This window comes from Paraprevotella sp., from assembly GCF_986071375.1.
Map to the genome: position 1 here is coordinate 68570 of NZ_CFQRNQ010000013.1, position 18578 is coordinate 87147.

Annotated in this window: 13 protein-coding genes; 5 read left to right on the forward strand and 8 right to left on the reverse strand. The window is 48.6% G+C overall.

Features of this window, described 5'->3' with window-relative positions; genetic code table 11:
* Window positions 1–18: 18 nt before the first annotated feature.
* A complete protein-coding gene (locus tag AC5RDV_RS08600) occupies window positions 19–414 on the reverse strand; it encodes a VanZ family protein (protein ID WP_282748415.1) in 396 nt (131 codons plus the stop codon).
* A gap of 82 nt (window positions 415–496) precedes the next feature.
* Between AC5RDV_RS08600 and AC5RDV_RS08605 the strand changes: the two genes are divergently transcribed.
* Window positions 497–1855, forward strand: coding sequence for a sodium-dependent transporter (locus AC5RDV_RS08605; RefSeq protein ID WP_021980147.1), 1359 nt, complete (start codon window positions 497–499; stop codon window positions 1853–1855).
* Between the two features lie 7 nt (window positions 1856–1862).
* Window positions 1863–2795: a ComEA family DNA-binding protein gene (locus AC5RDV_RS08610; RefSeq protein WP_276786763.1), complete on the forward strand. Its 933-nt coding sequence runs from the start codon at window positions 1863–1865 to the stop codon at window positions 2793–2795.
* Between the two features lie 8 nt (window positions 2796–2803).
* Here AC5RDV_RS08610 and AC5RDV_RS08615 read toward each other — a convergent pair whose 3' ends face one another.
* The 6 genes from AC5RDV_RS08615 to AC5RDV_RS08640 form a co-directional block, all read right to left on the reverse strand.
* A complete protein-coding gene (locus AC5RDV_RS08615) occupies window positions 2804–3577 on the reverse strand; it encodes a glycerophosphodiester phosphodiesterase (RefSeq protein ID WP_276786762.1) in 774 nt (257 codons plus the stop codon).
* An 11-nt stretch (window positions 3578–3588) separates the two neighbouring features.
* A complete protein-coding gene (locus AC5RDV_RS08620; protein ID WP_282748416.1) occupies window positions 3589–5022 on the reverse strand; it encodes a calcineurin-like phosphoesterase family protein in 1434 nt (477 codons plus the stop codon).
* Between the two features lie 6 nt (window positions 5023–5028).
* Window positions 5029–5577, reverse strand: a complete 549-nt coding sequence (locus AC5RDV_RS08625; RefSeq protein WP_282748417.1) for a hypothetical protein — start codon at window positions 5575–5577, stop codon at window positions 5029–5031.
* An 18-nt stretch (window positions 5578–5595) separates the two neighbouring features.
* A complete protein-coding gene (locus AC5RDV_RS08630) occupies window positions 5596–7059 on the reverse strand; it encodes a SusD/RagB family nutrient-binding outer membrane lipoprotein (RefSeq protein ID WP_021980150.1) in 1464 nt (487 codons plus the stop codon).
* Window positions 7060–7071: 12 nt separating this feature from the next.
* Complete coding sequence (locus AC5RDV_RS08635; RefSeq protein WP_008629037.1) at window positions 7072–10341, reverse strand: SusC/RagA family TonB-linked outer membrane protein; 3270 nt, start codon at window positions 10339–10341, stop codon at window positions 7072–7074.
* Between the two features lie 232 nt (window positions 10342–10573).
* Window positions 10574–11950 carry an alkaline phosphatase gene (locus AC5RDV_RS08640; RefSeq protein ID WP_282748429.1) on the reverse strand — a complete coding sequence of 459 codons (1377 nt, stop codon included), beginning with the start codon at window positions 11948–11950 and terminating at the stop codon, window positions 10574–10576.
* 298 nt (window positions 11951–12248) lie between these two features.
* Here AC5RDV_RS08640 and AC5RDV_RS08645 point away from each other — a divergent pair, with 298 nt between their 5' ends.
* The 3 genes from AC5RDV_RS08645 (at window position 12249) to AC5RDV_RS08655 (ending at window position 14741) form a co-directional block, all read left to right on the forward strand.
* Complete coding sequence (locus tag AC5RDV_RS08645) at window positions 12249–13589, forward strand: hypothetical protein (protein ID WP_282748418.1); 1341 nt, start codon at window positions 12249–12251, stop codon at window positions 13587–13589.
* A 125-nt stretch (window positions 13590–13714) separates the two neighbouring features.
* The gene (locus AC5RDV_RS08650) at window positions 13715–14065 is read left to right on the forward strand and encodes a CidA/LrgA family protein (protein WP_008616919.1); all 351 of its coding nucleotides are present in this window, start codon (window positions 13715–13717) and stop codon (window positions 14063–14065) included.
* Complete coding sequence (locus AC5RDV_RS08655) at window positions 14046–14741, forward strand: LrgB family protein (protein WP_021980152.1); 696 nt, start codon at window positions 14046–14048, stop codon at window positions 14739–14741. Before AC5RDV_RS08650 ends, AC5RDV_RS08655 begins: the two co-directional genes overlap by 20 nt.
* Before the next feature lie 80 nt (window positions 14742–14821).
* On the opposite strand, the gene AC5RDV_RS08660 is transcribed toward AC5RDV_RS08655, so the two are convergent.
* Entirely contained in the window at window positions 14822–18496 is a 3675-nt protein-coding gene (locus AC5RDV_RS08660) for a hypothetical protein (protein WP_282748419.1), read from the reverse strand.
* Between the last annotated feature and the right edge of the window lie 82 nt (window positions 18497–18578).

Below are 18578 nucleotides of genomic sequence, written 5' to 3' on the forward strand. Positions count from 1 at the left end.
GGCGTAGCGTGCGGCGAGCTATGCTTTCTTGCGCATTTTCCGGGTGAGCATGCCGCTGAGGACAATGCCGGCCAATGCTCCTATGGCATTGGCGGCCAAGTCGAGCCAGTCGCCGCTCCGGTCGGTGGTGCAGTAGGCTTGTGCCAATTCGATGAGTCCGCTCATGGCTACCGGTCCTATATAGAGGGCAAGGGCACGTGGCATGGAGGGGGAAGCCTTCCGCACACGCCAGTCTTCCATCCATAAGACAAATGCCAACGAACCATACATCAACAAGTGCGCCCACTTGTCAATAAAGCGTACGTTGGCCAGTTCGGTCTTGGGTGGGGTAAACAGCGAGAGACACCAGATTACGAGAATGAGGATAACGCTAATCGGATGTCTTCTTATCCATTTTGTTAGTTCGTGCGTCATATAAATAACAATTTATCTGCAAAAATAATTCTTTTTTCGTACTTTTGTCGGCATTACAGGTCTAATTTTTAAGAACGGGCTTATGTCGGCAAATGAAAGAGTGAATTTTGGAAGTAAGATCGGGATTATATTGGCTTCGGCCGGGTCGGCTGTCGGGTTGGGGAACATCTGGCGTTTTCCTTGCGAAGTGGGCGAGAACGGCGGGGCTGCCTTTATTTTGGTTTATATCCTGTGTGTGATGTTTCTGGGCATACCGGTGATGGTTTCCGAGTTTCTTATCGGTCGCCGTTCACGGGCCAATACGGGAGGGGCATACGAAGTGTTGGCACCGGGCACACATTGGAAATGGGTCGGTATGATGGGGGTCGTGGCAGCTTTTCTTATCTTGGGATATTATGGCGTAGTGGCCGGATGGACATTGGAGTATATGGTGGCATCGGCTACGGGGCGACTTTCCGGGAGCAAGGACTATACGCTTTTCTTCAATGACTTTGTCGGCAGTCCTTGGAAACCTGTACTCTATATGGCGGCTTTTATCCTGTTGACACATGTCGTCATCGTCCGAGGTGTAAAAGACGGCATAGAGAAGTTCTCCAAAGTCATGATGCCGTTGCTGCTGTTGATTATTTGTGTCTTGGTGGTTTGTTCCTTCTCCATGCCCGGTTCGTCCGAGGGGTTGGCTTTCCTGTTGCGTCCCGATTTCAGTAAGGTAGACGGCAAGGTGGTGCTCGATGCCATGGGGCAGGCTTTCTTTTCCATGAGTGTCGGCATGGGATGTCTTTGTACGTATGCTTCCTATTTTACGCGTGATGCCAATCTGGTAAAGACAGCCGGAAGCGTGGCGTTGATAGACACGTTTGTGGCCGTGTTGGCCGGTTTCATCATTTTTCCGGCAGTCTATTCTGTTCCGGGGCTGTCGCCCGATGCCGGTCCGGGATTGGTGTTTGTCACTTTGCCCAATGTGTTCCAGTTGGCTTTCAAGAGTGTACCGTGGGTGGGCTATATCTTCTCGCTCATGTTTTACGTATTGTTGGTGTTGGCAGCGCTGACTTCCACCATTTCTTTGCATGAAGTGGCTACAGCCTATCTGCACGAGCGTTTTAAACTTTCCCGTAAGAAAGCTGCCACCGTGGTGACCTTGGTTTGTATGACGTTGGGGGTATTTTGCGCTTTGTCTTTCGGGCTGTTGAACGGAATCCGTTTGGGAGGAATGACTATTTTTGATCTTTTCGATTTTGTCACAGCCAAGCTGATGCTGCCTTTGGGCGGGATGTTCATTTCTATCTTTACCGGTTGGTATCTTGACCGTAGGATCGTGCGGGAGGAAGTGACGGATTGGGGGAAGCTCCGGATACCGTTTTTCGGCTTCTATATCTTTCTGTTGAAATTTGTGGCCCCAGTGGCCATTGCTTCCATTTTTGTAAACGAATTGTTCAAATGACCGGAAAATGAGGCGGACGTGGCGTAATCTCTTCTATTTTTCGAAAGCGGACAGAAGGGCGGTCTTGCTGTTGGCGGGCGTATTGATGGGGATTGTGTTATCCACTTCTTTTTTCTTGTGGTTCGACCGTCGGACACCGGCGAAAGAAGACAGCGGAGACTCGTTGGTTTATGAACGCTTTTTTGCCGGATTGAAACCGGATACCGTGGTAGTCGTACGTAGCGGGCCAACCTATGGACAACCTGTTAAGGCGAAACCGGCTACATTCTTTTTCGACCCCAATACGGCTGATTCCACCGCTTTGCTCCGTTTGGGCTTGTCGCCATGGCAAGTGCGCAATATTTATAAATACCGGGCACGTGGCGGACGTTACCACCGTCCGGAAGATTTTTCCAAACTTTACGGACTGACAAAAGGAGACTACGAAAGGCTGTTGCCTTATATCCGTATCGCTGATAAGTATAAGTTGATGTCGGACTTGTACCCTCACGGTCTGCCGGGAACAGACACCGTGGAACTCCCTCCACGGCAAGAGAAATTCCCGGAAGGCATACGGGTGGAACTGAACACGGCCGATACGGCTACATTGAAGAAGATTCCCGGTATCGGCTCTTATTATGCGAGGCGGATTGTGGACTACCGCAACCGTTTGGGCGGTTTTGTGTCTGTGGCTCAACTGAAGGAGATGGGGGAGTTGCCTGAAAACATCGGAAGATGGTTTACGGTATCTCCGGCCGTACATCGTCCGTTGCAGGTCAACCGGATGTCGGTAGAAGTCTTGCGCCGTCATCCCTATTTGAATTTCTATCAGAGCCGGGTGATAGTGGAGCATCGCCGTAAATACGGGCCGATAAAAAAACTGCAAGCGTTGTCGTTGTACGAGGAGTTTACCCCTTCCGACCTGGAACGCCTGCAGCCTTATGTGAGTTTTGAGGAATGATTCGTCCGTTATGATTTTTCTTTCATGAGTCGTATGGCCTCTACGGGGTGGTCGGTCGTGACAAAATCTACTCCCAGGTCGCGCATTCTTTTCAGGTCTTCTTCTTTGTTCGTCGTCCAGGCATTTACTTTCAGACCGCAGCGATGTGCTTCTTCTACCCATTCGGGATGTTGGTCGAACACCTTGAAGTTATAGTCTATGCCGGTGAAACCTTTGGCCTTGGCTTCCTGGGGCGAGAGGTCTCCGTTGATGTAGAATATCTCGGAGGCTCCGTTGGTGGCTTTGACTAACTGTTCGCATACGTTCAGGCTGAAAGAGATGTATTCCGTTTGTTTTTCCATTCCCATGTCTTTTACCATTTTTACGATGGTTTTCACGGCTTGGTCTTCATGTTCTTTGTTTTTGTTCTTCTTGATTTCAAGAATAAGCTGCAGGTCTTTCAGCTTGCGTCCTTCCTCTAAATAAGCTTGCAAAGTGGGTAACGTCTCCCCGTTTTTGAGTTTGCTCTCTTTGATTTGCTCGTAAGTAGCCCGGGATATGGCTGTCGAACCGATGGTATTGTCATGATTGACAACCACGATGCCGTCGGCAGTCATTTGTACGTCGAATTCTGCCCCGTAGACTTTCGCTTCGGCCGCTTTTCTTAGAGAGGCCAATGAGTTTTGTGCCGAACCTTCGGCTTTCCAATAACCTCGATGGGCGATGACTTGTGTCTGTGCCTGGATGCTTAGTGCGGCGAGGCAAAGACAGGCTGCAGCAATGTTTTTTTGATAGATGTTCATTTTTATCAGGCTTATAGTTCGATTTGTTGTGTGTAGTTTTCATGAAAACGGTTAGTCGCTTTGACCGTGACGGTTCGGGCCGACGTAGAAGGTTGGGCACGGAAAAGATGGTGGGTGTGGTAGCCTTCGGCTTTTCCGTTTTTCATTGTGATGAAGTCCTGGTCTTCATCTTCGAATGGCTGCATCGGGCCTTTCGGTTTTCCGTCTTCGAACCATTCTACTTTCCAGTCCGGATCCCAGTCCCAGATATTGGCCACGACTTGTTTCGGTTGGCTTTTGAATTCTCCAGGTTTGTAGATGCGGAATTGATAGTCTGAGGGTTTCCCGGTAGCTTTGTAGTGCCATTTCACGTTTTTGTCGTCTACCTCTACTATAAGGTATCCGTTGGGAGCCCCGCAACGGTTCACGTGTCCGGCCCACCACGCTCCGCAGGCGGCTCCTATGTTGTGCTCGTAGATGTTAGCCGCAGGTTGTGCGTTTTCGTAGAAGTGGGTATGGCCGGCAAATATATGTACCTGGTAATCTTTGAGAATGTCCAACAACTCTGATGTATTACTTGTGTTTCCACTGCCCTCTGCCGTTGTATTGGAAGTAGGTGCGTGCAGGTTGAGGAACACGAGACGGCCTTTGGGCACGTAGCTCAAATCCTTTTTCAACCATGCCAGTTGGGCCGGAGTAAAAGCTTCTTTGTATTTCTTTCCGCCTTGGTAGTCTATGTCTTTCATGGTTACGACATGTACCTGGCCGATGTTGAAAGAGTAATCGGTCGGACCGAATGCTTTGTGGTAATCGGCTTCTCCATAACCCGATTCCGGAACTTCCGTGCGTTCCATATCGGCATACTTAAGGTTGAAATCGTGATTTCCGATGACTTGGAACATTGTCAGCCCCAAGTGGGAAACACTTTCTTTGTATGGTTCCATCAGGTTCATGGCATCCCAGACCAAATCTCCCACGGCCATGCCTACCACTTCTTTCCCTTTGAAAGAATCCACTGTGCGTTTCAGGTCGGGAACGGTTTCTTGCCGGAAACGGTCGAGATGAGCGTCGGTTTTCACTTGAGGGTCGGAAATGGCAATGTACACAAACCGGCGGGTAGGGGTTTCCCGTGGTTCGAGCATGAAATTACAGATGTTTTCTTGTGAATCGGCTTTTTGGAATTGGTAGAACTTGTCAGCAATTCCGTCGGTTTCCGGTAACTTGTAGGCAGATGGGGTTGAGATGTAAACTAACGGCTGGCGTTCTGCATCGCTTTCCATACGGTAATGTCCCATGGCATCGGTCGTAGTGAAATTACGTCCGTCCGTCACGACTACTTGAGCTACAGGTTTTCCTTGGGTGTCGGTGATACGGCCTTTGACGATTCCCGGGGCTGCCGAGGTCTGGGCAGCCATCAGTCCACATAAAACAAACGGGAATAGGATATGTTTATAGTTACGTTTCATGGCTTTTTAATGTTTTCTGAGTTTTACTTTATCGAACAGGGCGATGATGGCTTCCGGTCGGTCGGCCGAGCGCAAAGCTTGCTCTAAGGTTTGGGTGTCTTGTTCGAAGCAGATTACGTTGGCGCAGTCCAGGATATGAGCCATGTTGGTGATGGCGGTATCACGGCTGACCTGATGTTTGTTGACGGCTTTCTTATAATATTTATTCACCTTGTTGACGGCTTTATATACCGCTGGTTTGACTATTTCTACCGATGTGTCTGAGAAACCGACGGACATGTCGTATTCGTGAGTATAGTTATGGACAAAAGTGTCCCACTTTTTAGCGATGCCCTCTCCGAGGAAGTGGTCGGATTCGAAAACTACTTTTGCTACGGGAATGTCGCCATATATGTCGAATACAAACTCCGTGCCTGACGCTTCTTTACTCTCGGTGTTTCTTTTTTCCGGATGGGACGTGGAGACGGTTGTTTCCGTATGGTTCTCCGGATGGGCTTCTACGGGGACTGTTCCTGCGCAGCAGCAAACAGCCATTGCTACAATAATTCTTTTCATATTCTTCTATGTTTTGTTTTACTTCTGCCAAATCAACTTGATGGAAAACTCATCGCCGCCCATGTTTTTTTTGGCTTCCTGGTAGTTTGCCATATTGGTACGTTGCACGGCGGCCGGATATTTAAACCTTCGAGGCATTTGGTTGTGGCTGATTTGTATGCCTTCTCCTACGGGAAGAACCGGATACCCCGTGCGGTTGTATTCGAACCATTGTTGATAGTCGCAGAAATACAAGGCCACGAACTTTTGATTCATGATACGCTCCAAGGAACCGTCGTATCGGGCTTGGGGATTGTCGAAATAATCGGCGGGGAGTGTGGCGTTCCACTGTTCCACAGAAGCCTGTACACCTTTCTTGTAAGCGGTTTCAGCTTCTGTGGCACCTCCGGGGAGGATTCCTTTTTGGAACAATTCTGCCTTGATGAATTCCACTTCTGCGTACGACATCAAGGTAAGCTCCATAGGAGCCTTTGCCATGCTTTGGTTGGGGAGGGAAGCTGTTATGGCCGGTAGAGTCAGATAACCACTGGGAAGTCCCACGTAGGCTTTGGTACCGTCTTCCTGTTCCACTTGGGTGGCAAATACCGGCAGGCGCGGGTCATTCCAAGAGTTGAGCAGGTCGATGAAGAATTCAGATAAGTTGACGTATGAAGTGAAATCTTGAGGGCGTGCCATGGGTGCCTCTTCAGGGAATACCCCCGAGATGCCCAACATGGCAGCATCGTCATTAGATTCGAATACGGGATACGTAGCCGGATTATTGTACATTTCTTGTAATTCGGCTTGTGCGTTAAAACCTTCTGCATCCAAGAGCCGGGTCAAGGTACGCATGCGGAGCGAATTACAGAATTTCTGCCATTTCTTGATGCCTTCTCCGTCGGTAGTGCTGTAAAGCATGTCTCCGGAAGTGTTGTACACGAGTCCGCTTTCTGTGTCGAACAAACTGTTGGCCGTTTTCAGATTGTCGAGGATTTGCCGGTAGGCTTGTTCTTGCCGGTCGAACCGGGGAGCAAGAATACCTTGGTCGGCCGAACAGGCTTCCGACATGGGAATGTCACCGAAAGCATCGGCCAATATGCCGTACATCCAGCTTTGCAAGGTGAGGGATACAGCCTCGTAGTTCGGTTCTGGGGAAGCCAGTTGGGCATTGAGCCGTTGGATTTCTTTGGCATTGTTGATCCATTTGTAGTAGGTGTTCCATGTTCCGTCGCCCCGGGAGTCTGTCATGTTCCACCATCCGACCCCGCTTGTGCCGTTATTGCTTACGAGACATTGCATCAAAGGAAATGTGTAGTCGTAATAGCGGTTCCAGTTATAAGTGCCCATGTCGTAAAGAATCGGGTCGAGCAGAGTGCCGGGATTCACCTTTTCCATACGTGTGGGGTCTGTATTCAGTTCATCGAAGTCGGTACATGACGAGCAGGCAAAGCCGCTTAATACCATTCCGAGTGTGATATTTCTTAAAAGATTCGTTCTTTTCATTGTTTTTGTTCTTTAGAAAGTAAGATTGAGGTTGAAGCCGAAAGTTCTTGTAGTAGGCAGCGAGCCTGTTTCTATACCGGATACCATGGAACTGCCATCCAAGGCTACGGATTCCGGGTCGAAGAGAGGATAGTCAGTGAAACACCACAGATTGCGTCCGTATACGGCTATCGAGGCTTTTGAGAATGGAGATTTTTCCAAGACTTTCTTAGGGAGTTCGTATTCCAATCGGATTTCTCTGATTTTCAAGAAAGAGGCATCGAACGAGTTGGTTTCTACATTGGCTCTCCGATAATACTCCTTATAAAAACTTTCGATAGTTACCACTTTCGTGTTGGGCGAGAACGTTCCGTCGTCATTCCGTACCACGCCCGGTGCTATCATGTACATTCCGCTTTGGGGCGTGTAGCCGGCGGCTGCAATGCGCGGGTCGTTGGCATCCATATAATACTCCGTGCCCGGAAGGCGTCCGTTCAGGGATTGTGTGAGTTTGCCTTGTTCCATCATTTTGTGGAATGACATGCTGTAGATTGTACCGCCTACTTGTCCGTCAAGCAGGATTCCTAATTTAAAGCCTTTATAAGAGAACTCATTATACCATCCGGCTTTCCAGTCGGCATAGGCTGTACCTACATATTCGATTTCGTCGGCTTGTTCGGGTAAGCCGTTGTCTCCGATAATCACGTTGCCCTCGGGGTCGCGTACCAGTTTGTAGCCCCATAAATCTCCTGTGGTACCTCCTACACGTCCGATGATGGATGCGGTTCCCACAGTGCTGATGACCTGGTTTTCGTCTGCTCCTTCAGCCAGTGAAAGTATTTTATTGTCATTCTTCGACCATGTGAGCGTCGTGTTCCATCGGAAGTCGCGTGTCAGGACCGGCGTGGCCGTGATTTCCAATTCATATCCCCTGTTACGGACGCAGCCGGAATTGATTGTGCCGCGGCTGTATCCTGTGGTCGGGTCGAGAGGAGCATCCAAAATTTGGTTTTTAGTGCGATTATAGTAAAACGAGAAGTCTACACCTATTCGATTGTCGAACATACGGAAGTCGAAGCCGGCCTCGTAGTTCGTCGAGATTTCAGGTTTAAAGTCTTGATTGTATAAAGTGGAAGCCACTTCGGCCGCCCCCGGAAAATTGCTGTTGTCGTAGTAAGCGGAGGTCTTATAAGGGTCGGTGTCGTTACCGACTTGGGCAAAAGAAGCCCTGAGCTTAAAGAAACTGACGGGGTCGGGCAGGGCGAATAATTCATTCATGACGGCACTGGCGCTGACCGAAGGATAGAAGAAAGAACGGTGGTTACGGGGAAGGGTAGACGACCAGTCGTTGCGTCCTGTCACATCGAGGAACAGTTTGGACTGCCAGGATAGGTTGGCGGTGAAATAAAGGCTGTTCAAAGCTTTCCGTCGGATGGTATTCACGACGTTCGGGTTAGAGATTCCGTTAGACAGCTTGTACACACCGGGGGTAATAAGTCCGTTGACGGAAGCCGACAGTAAGTCATAACGTTGTTGCATCATGTTGCCTCCTACGGAAGCATTGAGGTGGAATCCTCCGTCGTATGAATCATGATAGGTCAACAAGGCGTCGCTATTCAATTCGTAGTCGAAAACGTTTTCTTTTTTAAAGAACCCGTTGCGGAATACCACGTCGCTGATGGGGCGATGCTGTTCGCGTTGGTCGGCCGAGAGTTGTATGCCGGAACGTATCATGAAGTCGAACTTGCTGCTTAGCTTCAGGTTGGCCGATACGGTAGAGACGACGTTATGCTTTTCCGAAGGGTTCTCTGCTTCATACAGCGTGACAAAGGGATTACCGATGTAGCTGCTGTAAGGCTGCAACTGTTCAAGTCCTTCCTGCCCTTTTTTCCACATGGGGCGCAACCAGTCCAGGTTCACGTTCGGATTCTGGAAGATGAGGAAGTAGGCAATGGAATTACTGTTGTATCCCAATGCGGGAGTGTTGTTGATTTTACGATAAGTATAGCTCGTTTTGAAGTTGACACGTAAAGCACGTGAGATTTGTTGGGCTGCCGATACCATGGCCGATACGCGTTGAAAGCCGGTATTGGGCAATATCCATTCGTTTTTGGTATGTGTGATAGAGGCTCTCAGGTTGCCCCGGTCTGATTTTCCGGTCAACGCTACGGAGTTGGTCAGTGTATAACCTGTTTGAAACAGGTCTTTCCGGTTGTCTTTGTAAGCCACCCAAGGAGTCGCAGCATCGGCACGGCCTTGGTTCTCCGGAGAGTATTGATAGAACATCTGTCCTTCGAAACGCGGACCGAATGCGCTGCTGGTTCCACCGGTACTGGGAGTCCCGTCCGGACCGGCACCGTATGAATAGTAATGTTGTCCGGCGTATGCCGTACCTTCCGCACCGATGTTTTTGGCTTGTCCTTGTCCGAATTCATATTGATAGTCGGGCCAGCGCATGACGTTATCCATACTGACGTGGGCACTATAAGAAACGCCAAGCCCTTTCTTGGCACCGGCTCCCGATTTGGTCGTTACCATGATTACACCGTTTGCTGCGCGCGAACCGTACAAGGCTGTGGCACTGGCTCCTTTCAATACCTGGATACTTTCGATGTCTTCCGGATTCAAGTCTGAGAAACCATTGCCGTAGTCAACCGAGAGTTCGGCTGCATCGCCGGCTCCGTAGGCCATTCCCGGGTTGGTCATCGGGCTGCTCAGGGGAACACCGTCTACGACTACCAAAGCATTATTGCCATTCGCATTCAGTGAAACATCTCCTCGGACGGATATCCGGCTAGTACTTAGAGGTCCTCCGGAAGAGATGATGCTCAATCCGGCCACTTTTCCTGTCAGAGCCGACGACCAGTTAGCCGGCATTGTACCGGTGATTTGGCTGCCTTCCACTTTCGTTGTGGCGTATCCCAAGCCTTTCTCGTCGCGCTTGATGCCCAATGCGGTTACCACTACCTCATTGATTTCTTCCGCATCTTCCTCCAAATGAACTTGGAGGGCTTTATTGGAATATTCGATTTCTTGTGTCTTGAAACCTACATATTTCACCTCCAGGCGGTCCTTGGCTGTCAGCGTCCGTTTGCTTTCGAACGAAAACTTCCCGTCCAAGTCCGTGATGGCTCCTTCTTGGCTGTTCTTTACCTTGATAGTGGCGCCCATTAACGGTTCACCCTTTGTGTCCGTCACTTGACCTCTCACCAAGCTTTGAGCCTGTATGGCATGGGTCGTCAGGCTGCTGATAGCCAGGATTGCCATACTCTTGCTCAAATTCGTTAAAACTTTAGTTTCCATTTTTTTCTATTTGCTATATGTATTTGAGTCGTTTTCTAAATACACTGCAAAGGAACTAAAGTCTTTTTAAGACACTGTAACGTTCGTTTTAAATGTTGGTTGCAATGCTATGTCATTCCTGTTAATGCAAATAAAATCAGGTATATATGACATTTGAAAAAGAAAAAAGAGAAGTACGGGGAACTCCTTCCTCTACTTCTCTTTCTATTATAGGTTGTGTGTTTTGTCTTCCTTATTCCTTGTAGCCCGCTATTTCAGCTATCTTTTTAGGGATTTCCGTGTTGTCGATACGTCCGGTGAATTCTTCGGCACCGGCTCCTATGGCAAACACCGGAACATAGCCGTTGGAATGTCCTCCGCTTTGCCATCCTACCATAGCTTTCCGAGCCATGAGTTGCCGTGCTGTAGAGGCAATGATGTTTTCGCTTTCATACAAAGTCTTCGTGTCTTTGGCCACTCCTTCACAGAAATTCTCGTATGCTTTTTTGAGTTGCTCCGTTTCCCGTTCATCCAATGGTATTTGAGACCAAAATCCGAAGTTATCCTGTAACTGCTTGCGTACGAAATCCCACGTGAACTTTTTGCCCTCTTTCTGGTGTTGTGCGGCTATCATTTTACTGAAGGCTCCCGCACTTTGTTTTTGGTATTTCAGCAGGTCGGTACGCAGTTCGTACTTACCTGTTCCTAAAACAATCCCTCCGGTCTCGTGGTCGGCTGTGATGATAATCAGCGTTTCGTCAGGATGCTGTTCATAGAACTCGTATGCCACTTTGATGGCATTGTCCATGTCTATAACCTCTTTAAAAGCTGTTGCCGCATCGTTGCTGTGGCAAGCCCAGTCGATTTTTCCGCCTTCCACCATCAAGAAGAAACCGTCCGTATCCTTTTGGCTGAGGAAATGGATGGCTGCCCGAGTAATATCCTGTAAGGTAAGGTCATTCTTTTGGCGGTCTATGGCGTAGGGGATACTGGTACGGTCTGCCTTGCTGGCCGTTTCGGTTTGCAACAGGAGCATTTTATCGGCTTTTTTTGCCTTTTTACGGTAGTCGGCATATCCGCGTGCGATGGTATAACCGGCCTCCCGGCATTGTGTGTACAAGTCCTTATTTCCGCTCAGTTCATTGTTTTCCGGTTGCAGGAAATCGGAACCGGCATAGAAATCGAACCCGGCTGCTATGAGGTCTTTGCCGATTTGATGATACATGTTCCGGTCTTTTACGTGGGCATAGAAAGATGCGGGAGTGGCATGATCCACGGATACGCTTGTAGTGACGCCCACGGCCTTCCCCTCTGATTTGGCCAAAGCGGCTATGCTATTGATGCGGGTGGTCAAGTCGGACTTGATGCCCAATGCTCCGTTTTTCGTTTTGTTTCCGGTAGCAAGGGCCGTTCCTCCGGCGGCAGAATCGGTTACCCCGTTCGTACCGGAATACGTCGTGACAAGCCCCACGTATGGAAATTGTGCAAAGCAGAGCGGTGATGTTCCGATACGCCCTTCCACGGCAGCCATATAGGTCTCCGTTCCGTTTACTTGGTTGACTCCCATTCCGTCACCGATAAAATAAAATACATACTTGGCTTTGCCCTCAGCCATTACGACCAGTGCCATACAAAGGACGGCATAAAGTGATAGTAGTCTTCTTCTCATGATGATATCAATGCTAATAGTTGATGAGCCAAAGTTACGGAAAAATCGGTCTGATGTTCAACAAAATCTAATATTTTCCGCTGCGGAACAGAGAAAAATATGGTGATGTGTCAAAAGTGCAACGAAATATAATTGCGTTAGGTTATATACGGCAATTGGATGAATAGAAAGCAAAGCATTAAACTTTTTTATCCTAAGTTTATTGTTTATTTTGAGGTTATGGGATATTTTTGCAACCAATTATTTAAATAATAAGCGTATGAAAGGAAGATTACTTTTTTTTAGCATGGCCATATTGTGTGGCGTTGTGACTGTAAATGCACAGTTGATTCGGAAGAAAGGAAAAGCTGCGCAAATGAAAGTGGGAACAGAGAATATCCTGAAGGCTCGTCCGGTTTTGGCTGTGGAAAGAGTGCAGCCTGCGTCGGCAGAGGAATATACTGTGTATAACGGAGAGGTTTCTGAGGAGCCGTATTATTGGTATGAGTATGACGCAAAGGGGCAGATTGTTTCTTCCTCTTCTGTATATACCATGAGTGGAGAGGTTGACTCTTTTTATGTTCAGAAATCCTCTTATGACTATTCTAAGGGATATCCGGTGTTATTGGACCAGTATCATTACCGGGAATCGGCCATAACGCATGAGAAAACCCCGTTTGAATATCGTCAACGTACTACGATGGAAGGAGGGGTACGTACGAAATTGGAGAACGAAAATTATGACATCATCGAGTTGGACCAGGCGGGGCGTGTGACACGGGCTGTGGAGGATGTCCGTGAATTCCGTATGGAGGACATCTATACCTGGAACGGTGAGGTTCCTTCTTCATGGAGGAATTTGTATGAAGAATATGGAGGTGGCGGAGAAGTCCTTTATAAGACAGAGATGAACGTGACCGATATAAAAGAGGTTTATGCTGCGGTTCCGTTTAATGCTTATGCTATTGATTTGACAGAAAATTTCGGGAGTGGTACGTGGATTTGTAATGCTACCGGAACCGTTACTGAGGACGGAGAGACATTTGACTTGGTGTTGACCGGAAGTGTGAGCGAGGACAAGAAAACGCTGACACAGACCATGAAAGCGGGAGACATATTGGATGATGTGGTTACGCTGACCTATACGGATGACAACGGTAGCTATGTGTTGGAAGACCGGGATAACTCTTACGGCGACCTTTTTATTATGAAAGAGACACATGTATTCAATGAAATGGGAGATGAGGTTGAAAATTCAAGGGAAGAAATCGGAAACGAAGGCGTAGAGTATTCTTCGAAAGAAAAGATGGAGTGGGAGTACGACGAGCAAGGCCGTCCGCTCAGCATGAAACGTTATATTGCAGACAGAGAAGGCAACTTTGAATTGAATTCCATTCTGAAGTTTACGAAATGGCATGACGGCTCTTCCGTTTCTTCGGTTGTGGCAGACGGAGAGGTTCTGGGGGCTACGCTTTATGCTTTGGATGGTGTGAAAGTTTGCGATTTGTCTGCGGAAGAAATTGCAGATGTAAAGGGGTACGTACAGAAGAGTGGCATTTATATCTTGGTGAAGAAAACGACTCGCGGTACAGTTACGGAAAAATTGATTATCAATCGTTAAGGAGTAATATTTGCCTCTTTTGAGAATATTCCTCGTGTGTCGTTTCGAGAGGGAGCGGCGCACGAGGGCTTTTTGTAAGTAAGAATATAGTTTTTTGGCGTTTTAAGGTTATAAAGATTGTAGACATGGTAAAACAATGTACGATTTTGTTCGGCTGTCTGGCTTTGGGCGACTTCGTGGTGTGGGCCACGGGGGTAAAATTGCCGGGCAGCATTATCGGTATGCTTCTCCTGACCGCCTTCTTGCAGATGGGATGGGTAAAGCTGCGTTGGGTCAAGGGTATCTCAGATTTCTTAGTAAGCAACATGGGGTTCTTTTTCGTTCCGCCGGGAGTGGCCCTGATGCTTTATTTCGATGTGATTGCCGCTGAGTTCTGGCCGATTTTTACGGCCACGGTGGTCAGTACGGTATTGGTTCTAGTCGTCACGGGGCACGTGCATCAATGGGTAAGAAGACATGGAGTATTTAGAAAGTGATTTTTTCCTTATCGCGCTGACGTTCGGCGTGTATTTTCTGGCCAAACGTTTGCAGGCGCGTACAGGCTGGGTGGTGTTGAATCCCATATTGTTGGCCATATTGGCCTTGATAGGCTTCCTGAAAGTTACGGGTATTTCGTACGAGACGTATGCCGGGAGTGCTTCCATCATCGACTTCTGGCTCAAACCGGCCATTGTGGCTTTGGGTGTGCCTTTGTATCTGCAACTCAAGAGCATCCGGCGGCAACTGATGCCGGTGTTGGTTTCCCAGTTGGTCGGCTGTTTTGTCGGCATTGTTTCGGTGGTATTGACCGCCAAATGGATGGGAGCCTCCGATGATGTGATTATTTCCCTTGCGCCCAAGTCGGTCACGACTCCTATTGCGATGGCCGTGACGGAATCGTTAAACGGTATTCCTTCCCTGACGGCTGCCATTGTCGTGTTGGTCGGACTGTTCGGAGCGGTATGCGGGTTTAAGATTCTTCAGGTAGGGAGGGTGAAAAGCCCTATCGCCCAAAGCCTGAGCATGGGCACGGCTTCGCACGCCGTCGGGACATCGCGTGCCATGGAATACGGGCGTATTTATGGGGCGTATGCCAGCTTAGGATTGATTCTGAACGGGTTGTTGACGGCTCTTTTTACGCCTTTGATGTTGCATTTATTAGGTATTGTTTAAGAGGAGATAAAGTGAGCCGGTTCGATTCACATGGTTCGAACCGGCTCATCACAAAACATTGTATTAACTTAAACAAGAAGTTACTTGACTATCACTTTCACTGACTTCTTGGTGCCGTCGCTCATCAAATCCTGACGAATATAGATACCGCGTTGTTTCGGCTCATCTACACGTACGCCGTTGATGGTATACCATGCTGTGCTTACTACGTTTGCCTTGCCGTCGGTAACAGCATCTTCTATGGCAGAAGTGAAGTCTCCCGGTTTGTTAGCATCTCCGTCACCGTAATAATAGAGGCGGAAATTGTCAAAGATAGCCCAGTCGTTAGGAATTACTTCTTTTTTGCTGACTCCGATGGTGACAGGTTGCCCGTTCTCCGATACGTAGAATGAGAAGTTACCTTCGTACAATCCTTCGTCGAATGCAGCTTTCGTCCCGTTCACATTGTTCACCACAAAGTGGTAAAGTTTGTCTGATTCAGGGAAGAGGCTGTCAGCCAATGCGAAATCACCGCCATCATACTTGTATTCGTTTACGTGGTCGAAAATGGAAGCCAGTTCTTTGCTCCATTTACCATCACCGGCCTCTACATAGACTTTCGCATTCCGGGCATCCGTGCTGTCGCGGTGTGCAACGGCGGCTTCCACTGCTCCTCCGGCTCTGTAAAAGCCGTTATAAACCAAACGGTAGTATCCCTTGGGTAAGGCATACAGTACTTGGTGGATGTCTGCATCGCCCTTGCCCACGTAGAACTCATAGTTCTGTGCACCGGTCGCGTTGGCGTTGTTGCCTTCCGTGGTCACCCATCCCTTGATGGAGGAGAGTTCCTTGGAGGGGTCGTTCGGGTCGGGAACGGAGAAACTCGGGCTTTGTATCATTGCGGTGACATCGGCTGGCGCGTTGATGCTAGCTCCGGTGAAGTCGATGTCCGTGCTTACCATCGTGGCGTAAGCCTTGTCGATTTTCACGGTGGCATCTTCAATCCATTTTATGGATTTCAGGCTTTGTGCCAGTGCCGGTTCCATTTCATCCAACAATAGGTCTTGGAATTTACCGTATTCTGCTTTGGACAAGTATGGGTCGTATACGCCCGTGTCGAAGTTGTTGATATGCTCTGTTACCAATGTCTCGAACGCGGAAGCTGCCGACATGGCATCATGTCCGCCCTTGATGGCAGCGTTCAAAGCTTCGTTTTGTGCTTTGTAGGTTTCGAGGGTCAAGCCTTCAGCTATGGCATTGTTGGCAGCTTCGATGGCTGCGCCCAGTGTTTGTTTGGCTTCTTCTGTGGTCAGGGCTTCTTCGTTGTTAAGCAAATCAGTGGCTTCTGCAATCAGGGCGTTGATGGTAGAAACGGCACCGCTCATGTCATCAGCTCCGGCGTATTTGATTTGGAAGTTGTCAAACAAAGCCCAATATCCGGCTAATCCGGCCTGTGGAATGGTTATTCCCACACGGAGTTTCCCGTCATCTTCCACATAACATTTGAAAGAGAGCTTATAAGCATCGGGGTTGGCTTCCATGATGGCTGCAGCACTGGCCATGCCATTGGGAGTCCATTTTCCTTCAAGTTCCGCTCCACCGGCTGTCAACTGCTCGCAATTGTTCACGGTATTGGTGTCTTGTACGCATTCAAACGGGTGGCATAGCTTGGCTTTTGTGTTGTTGCCGAAAGCATAAGCCAAAATGTCATTCGTGGTATCGCCTTCCAGGCCCCATGCGGATGCGCAGGTGCCATTCCATGTCGGGCGGTAGAACCCTTGCAAAGTGACTTCATACGTGCCATTGGGCAAGCCCTCCAACTCCTGGTATACGTCACAAACCGTTTGATAAACTTCACCCATGTTATAGCCATAGTTGAACTTGTTGTCACCAGACACGAAGTCGTATTTCCACCCGTCCTTGCTGCCTGTAAAACCGGGATTATTCATTATCCCAGTCACATTGTCGGTATCTCCATTTAGTAAGGCGTTCTTTATTCCCGACATCCAAATCCGGTCGGCGCGCGGTTGTATGCTGTCTACTTCGGCGGGATTGAATGTCCTGCCATCCCGTGCCGTTTCCAAATCTATGAGGAATTGCTCGTAATCGGGGAGGTCTAAATCTACATATACTCCGTTGTCCCATGCATTTGACAAATCCAAAATTTTTTGGTTCAAGGTCTTGTAGGCGTTCACATCAGCAGTCAGCGTGTCCATGCCGGTTTGTACCGTAGTGAGTAACATGCCCAAGGTCTTGTCATCGACTTCCGGGTTGGAGGCCGCATCTTTAGCGGCTTGGAGCATCTTGGTGAACTTTTCCTCTCCGGCTATTGAGTATTTTTCTTGGTTGGTGTCATATTTTGCTTTTAGTTCTTCGGCTTTGGTGATGACCTTGTTCAGTTCTTCTGCCATGCCGCCTTCGACCAGACCCAGATATTCGAGCTTGAAATTGTCTACGCCCACCCAGTTGCAGTTTGTGTTGACGGTCTTGAAGCCTATTTTGATAGAGCCTTCCAAGGCGAAGAATTCCAAAGTTACGTTACGCGGTGAAGGTGCTTCTTCTACGACACCTTCAGTACCGCGGATTCCACCGAATTCGATGGTGTGTGCTTCGGCGCGGTATTCCGTCCCGTTGTTCTCGGCAAAGACGTAGACCCCATGGGGCACGGTATTTTGCCAGTCGCCTTGCCAGTATCCGATGGTGTTGGCCGTGAGGCGGTATTTTCCCACAGGCATGTTTTCCAAAGTTTGGGAGATATCCATCGGATTGCCCGAAAGGTTGCCGTTGTTGGCAGAAGTCACCCATTTTTCGGAGAAGTGATCCATTTTGTATTTGTTGTCGGCTGTCTCGTAGATCGTTCCGCTTTGATGTCCGATGCTTCCCACTACATTCCAACCGTTGTTCCCGTCAGCAAACGAATTATTAGCGATGGCGTTAGTGAATTCTACGGGTTTGTCCGGTGTGGCTTCCGAACTTTTCCAGTTTACGATGTCTTGCTTTAAGGCTTTGGCTGCTTCTTCGACTTCTTCAGCCGTGGCGTTAGCCTTATTATAAATCTCGGCATACTTTGCATAATCGCTGAATCCGGCCTCGTCAGCGGCATTCAGTTGAGTTTGCAATTCTTTCTTGGCTTTATAGACCGTATATACCTCGGAATCCACGAACTTCCAATCCAAGCTGGCAGTTTCATGTCCGGAAGTGGATGTGTCGATGGACGGGGACACTTCAAGCTTTCCTTCGTCTATTCCCATGTAGGCATTGGCGTACAAGCCGTCGTTTGCTTCCGTGCCATAAAGCTTGTCTTCATCTATCATCTTTATGCGGTAGACCTTGTTGGCCTTGTCCTGTGCCACAATCTTCCATAAGATATGTCCCTGTTTGTTGTGGTCTACCCAAATGCTAGCGGCTGCATCGTTGAACAACTCATGGAAACCTCCGTTGGAGGGAGCTTTCATCATACTTAAGCGCCAACCGTAGGCTTCCGAGTATTCAGGGTCACTCTCCGCACGGCGGCTCAATTCATAGTCTTGCCCATAACTTAGGGTTACTTCTTGTCCATCGTCTGCTACTACAAGACGTGTGCCGTGTGGTTGTCCGGCGGCCATGAACTTTTGTGTGGCTACGTGGTAGATGTAGAACACCCCGCCTCCGGTACCATCGGTAGCTAAGTTCGGTTCTGTGAATTGTAGTACGGGATCATCCCATGCGGCCCACAAGGGAAGTGTTGACGAAGTCGCACCGCAAAGTGCCATTAAGGCAAGTAATCTGTTTTTCATTTTGGACAGAAATTAAGTTAATAATATCAATATTCTCTATTTCCTTCCGGAAACGGTATCAAATATACGATAATCCCGTTTA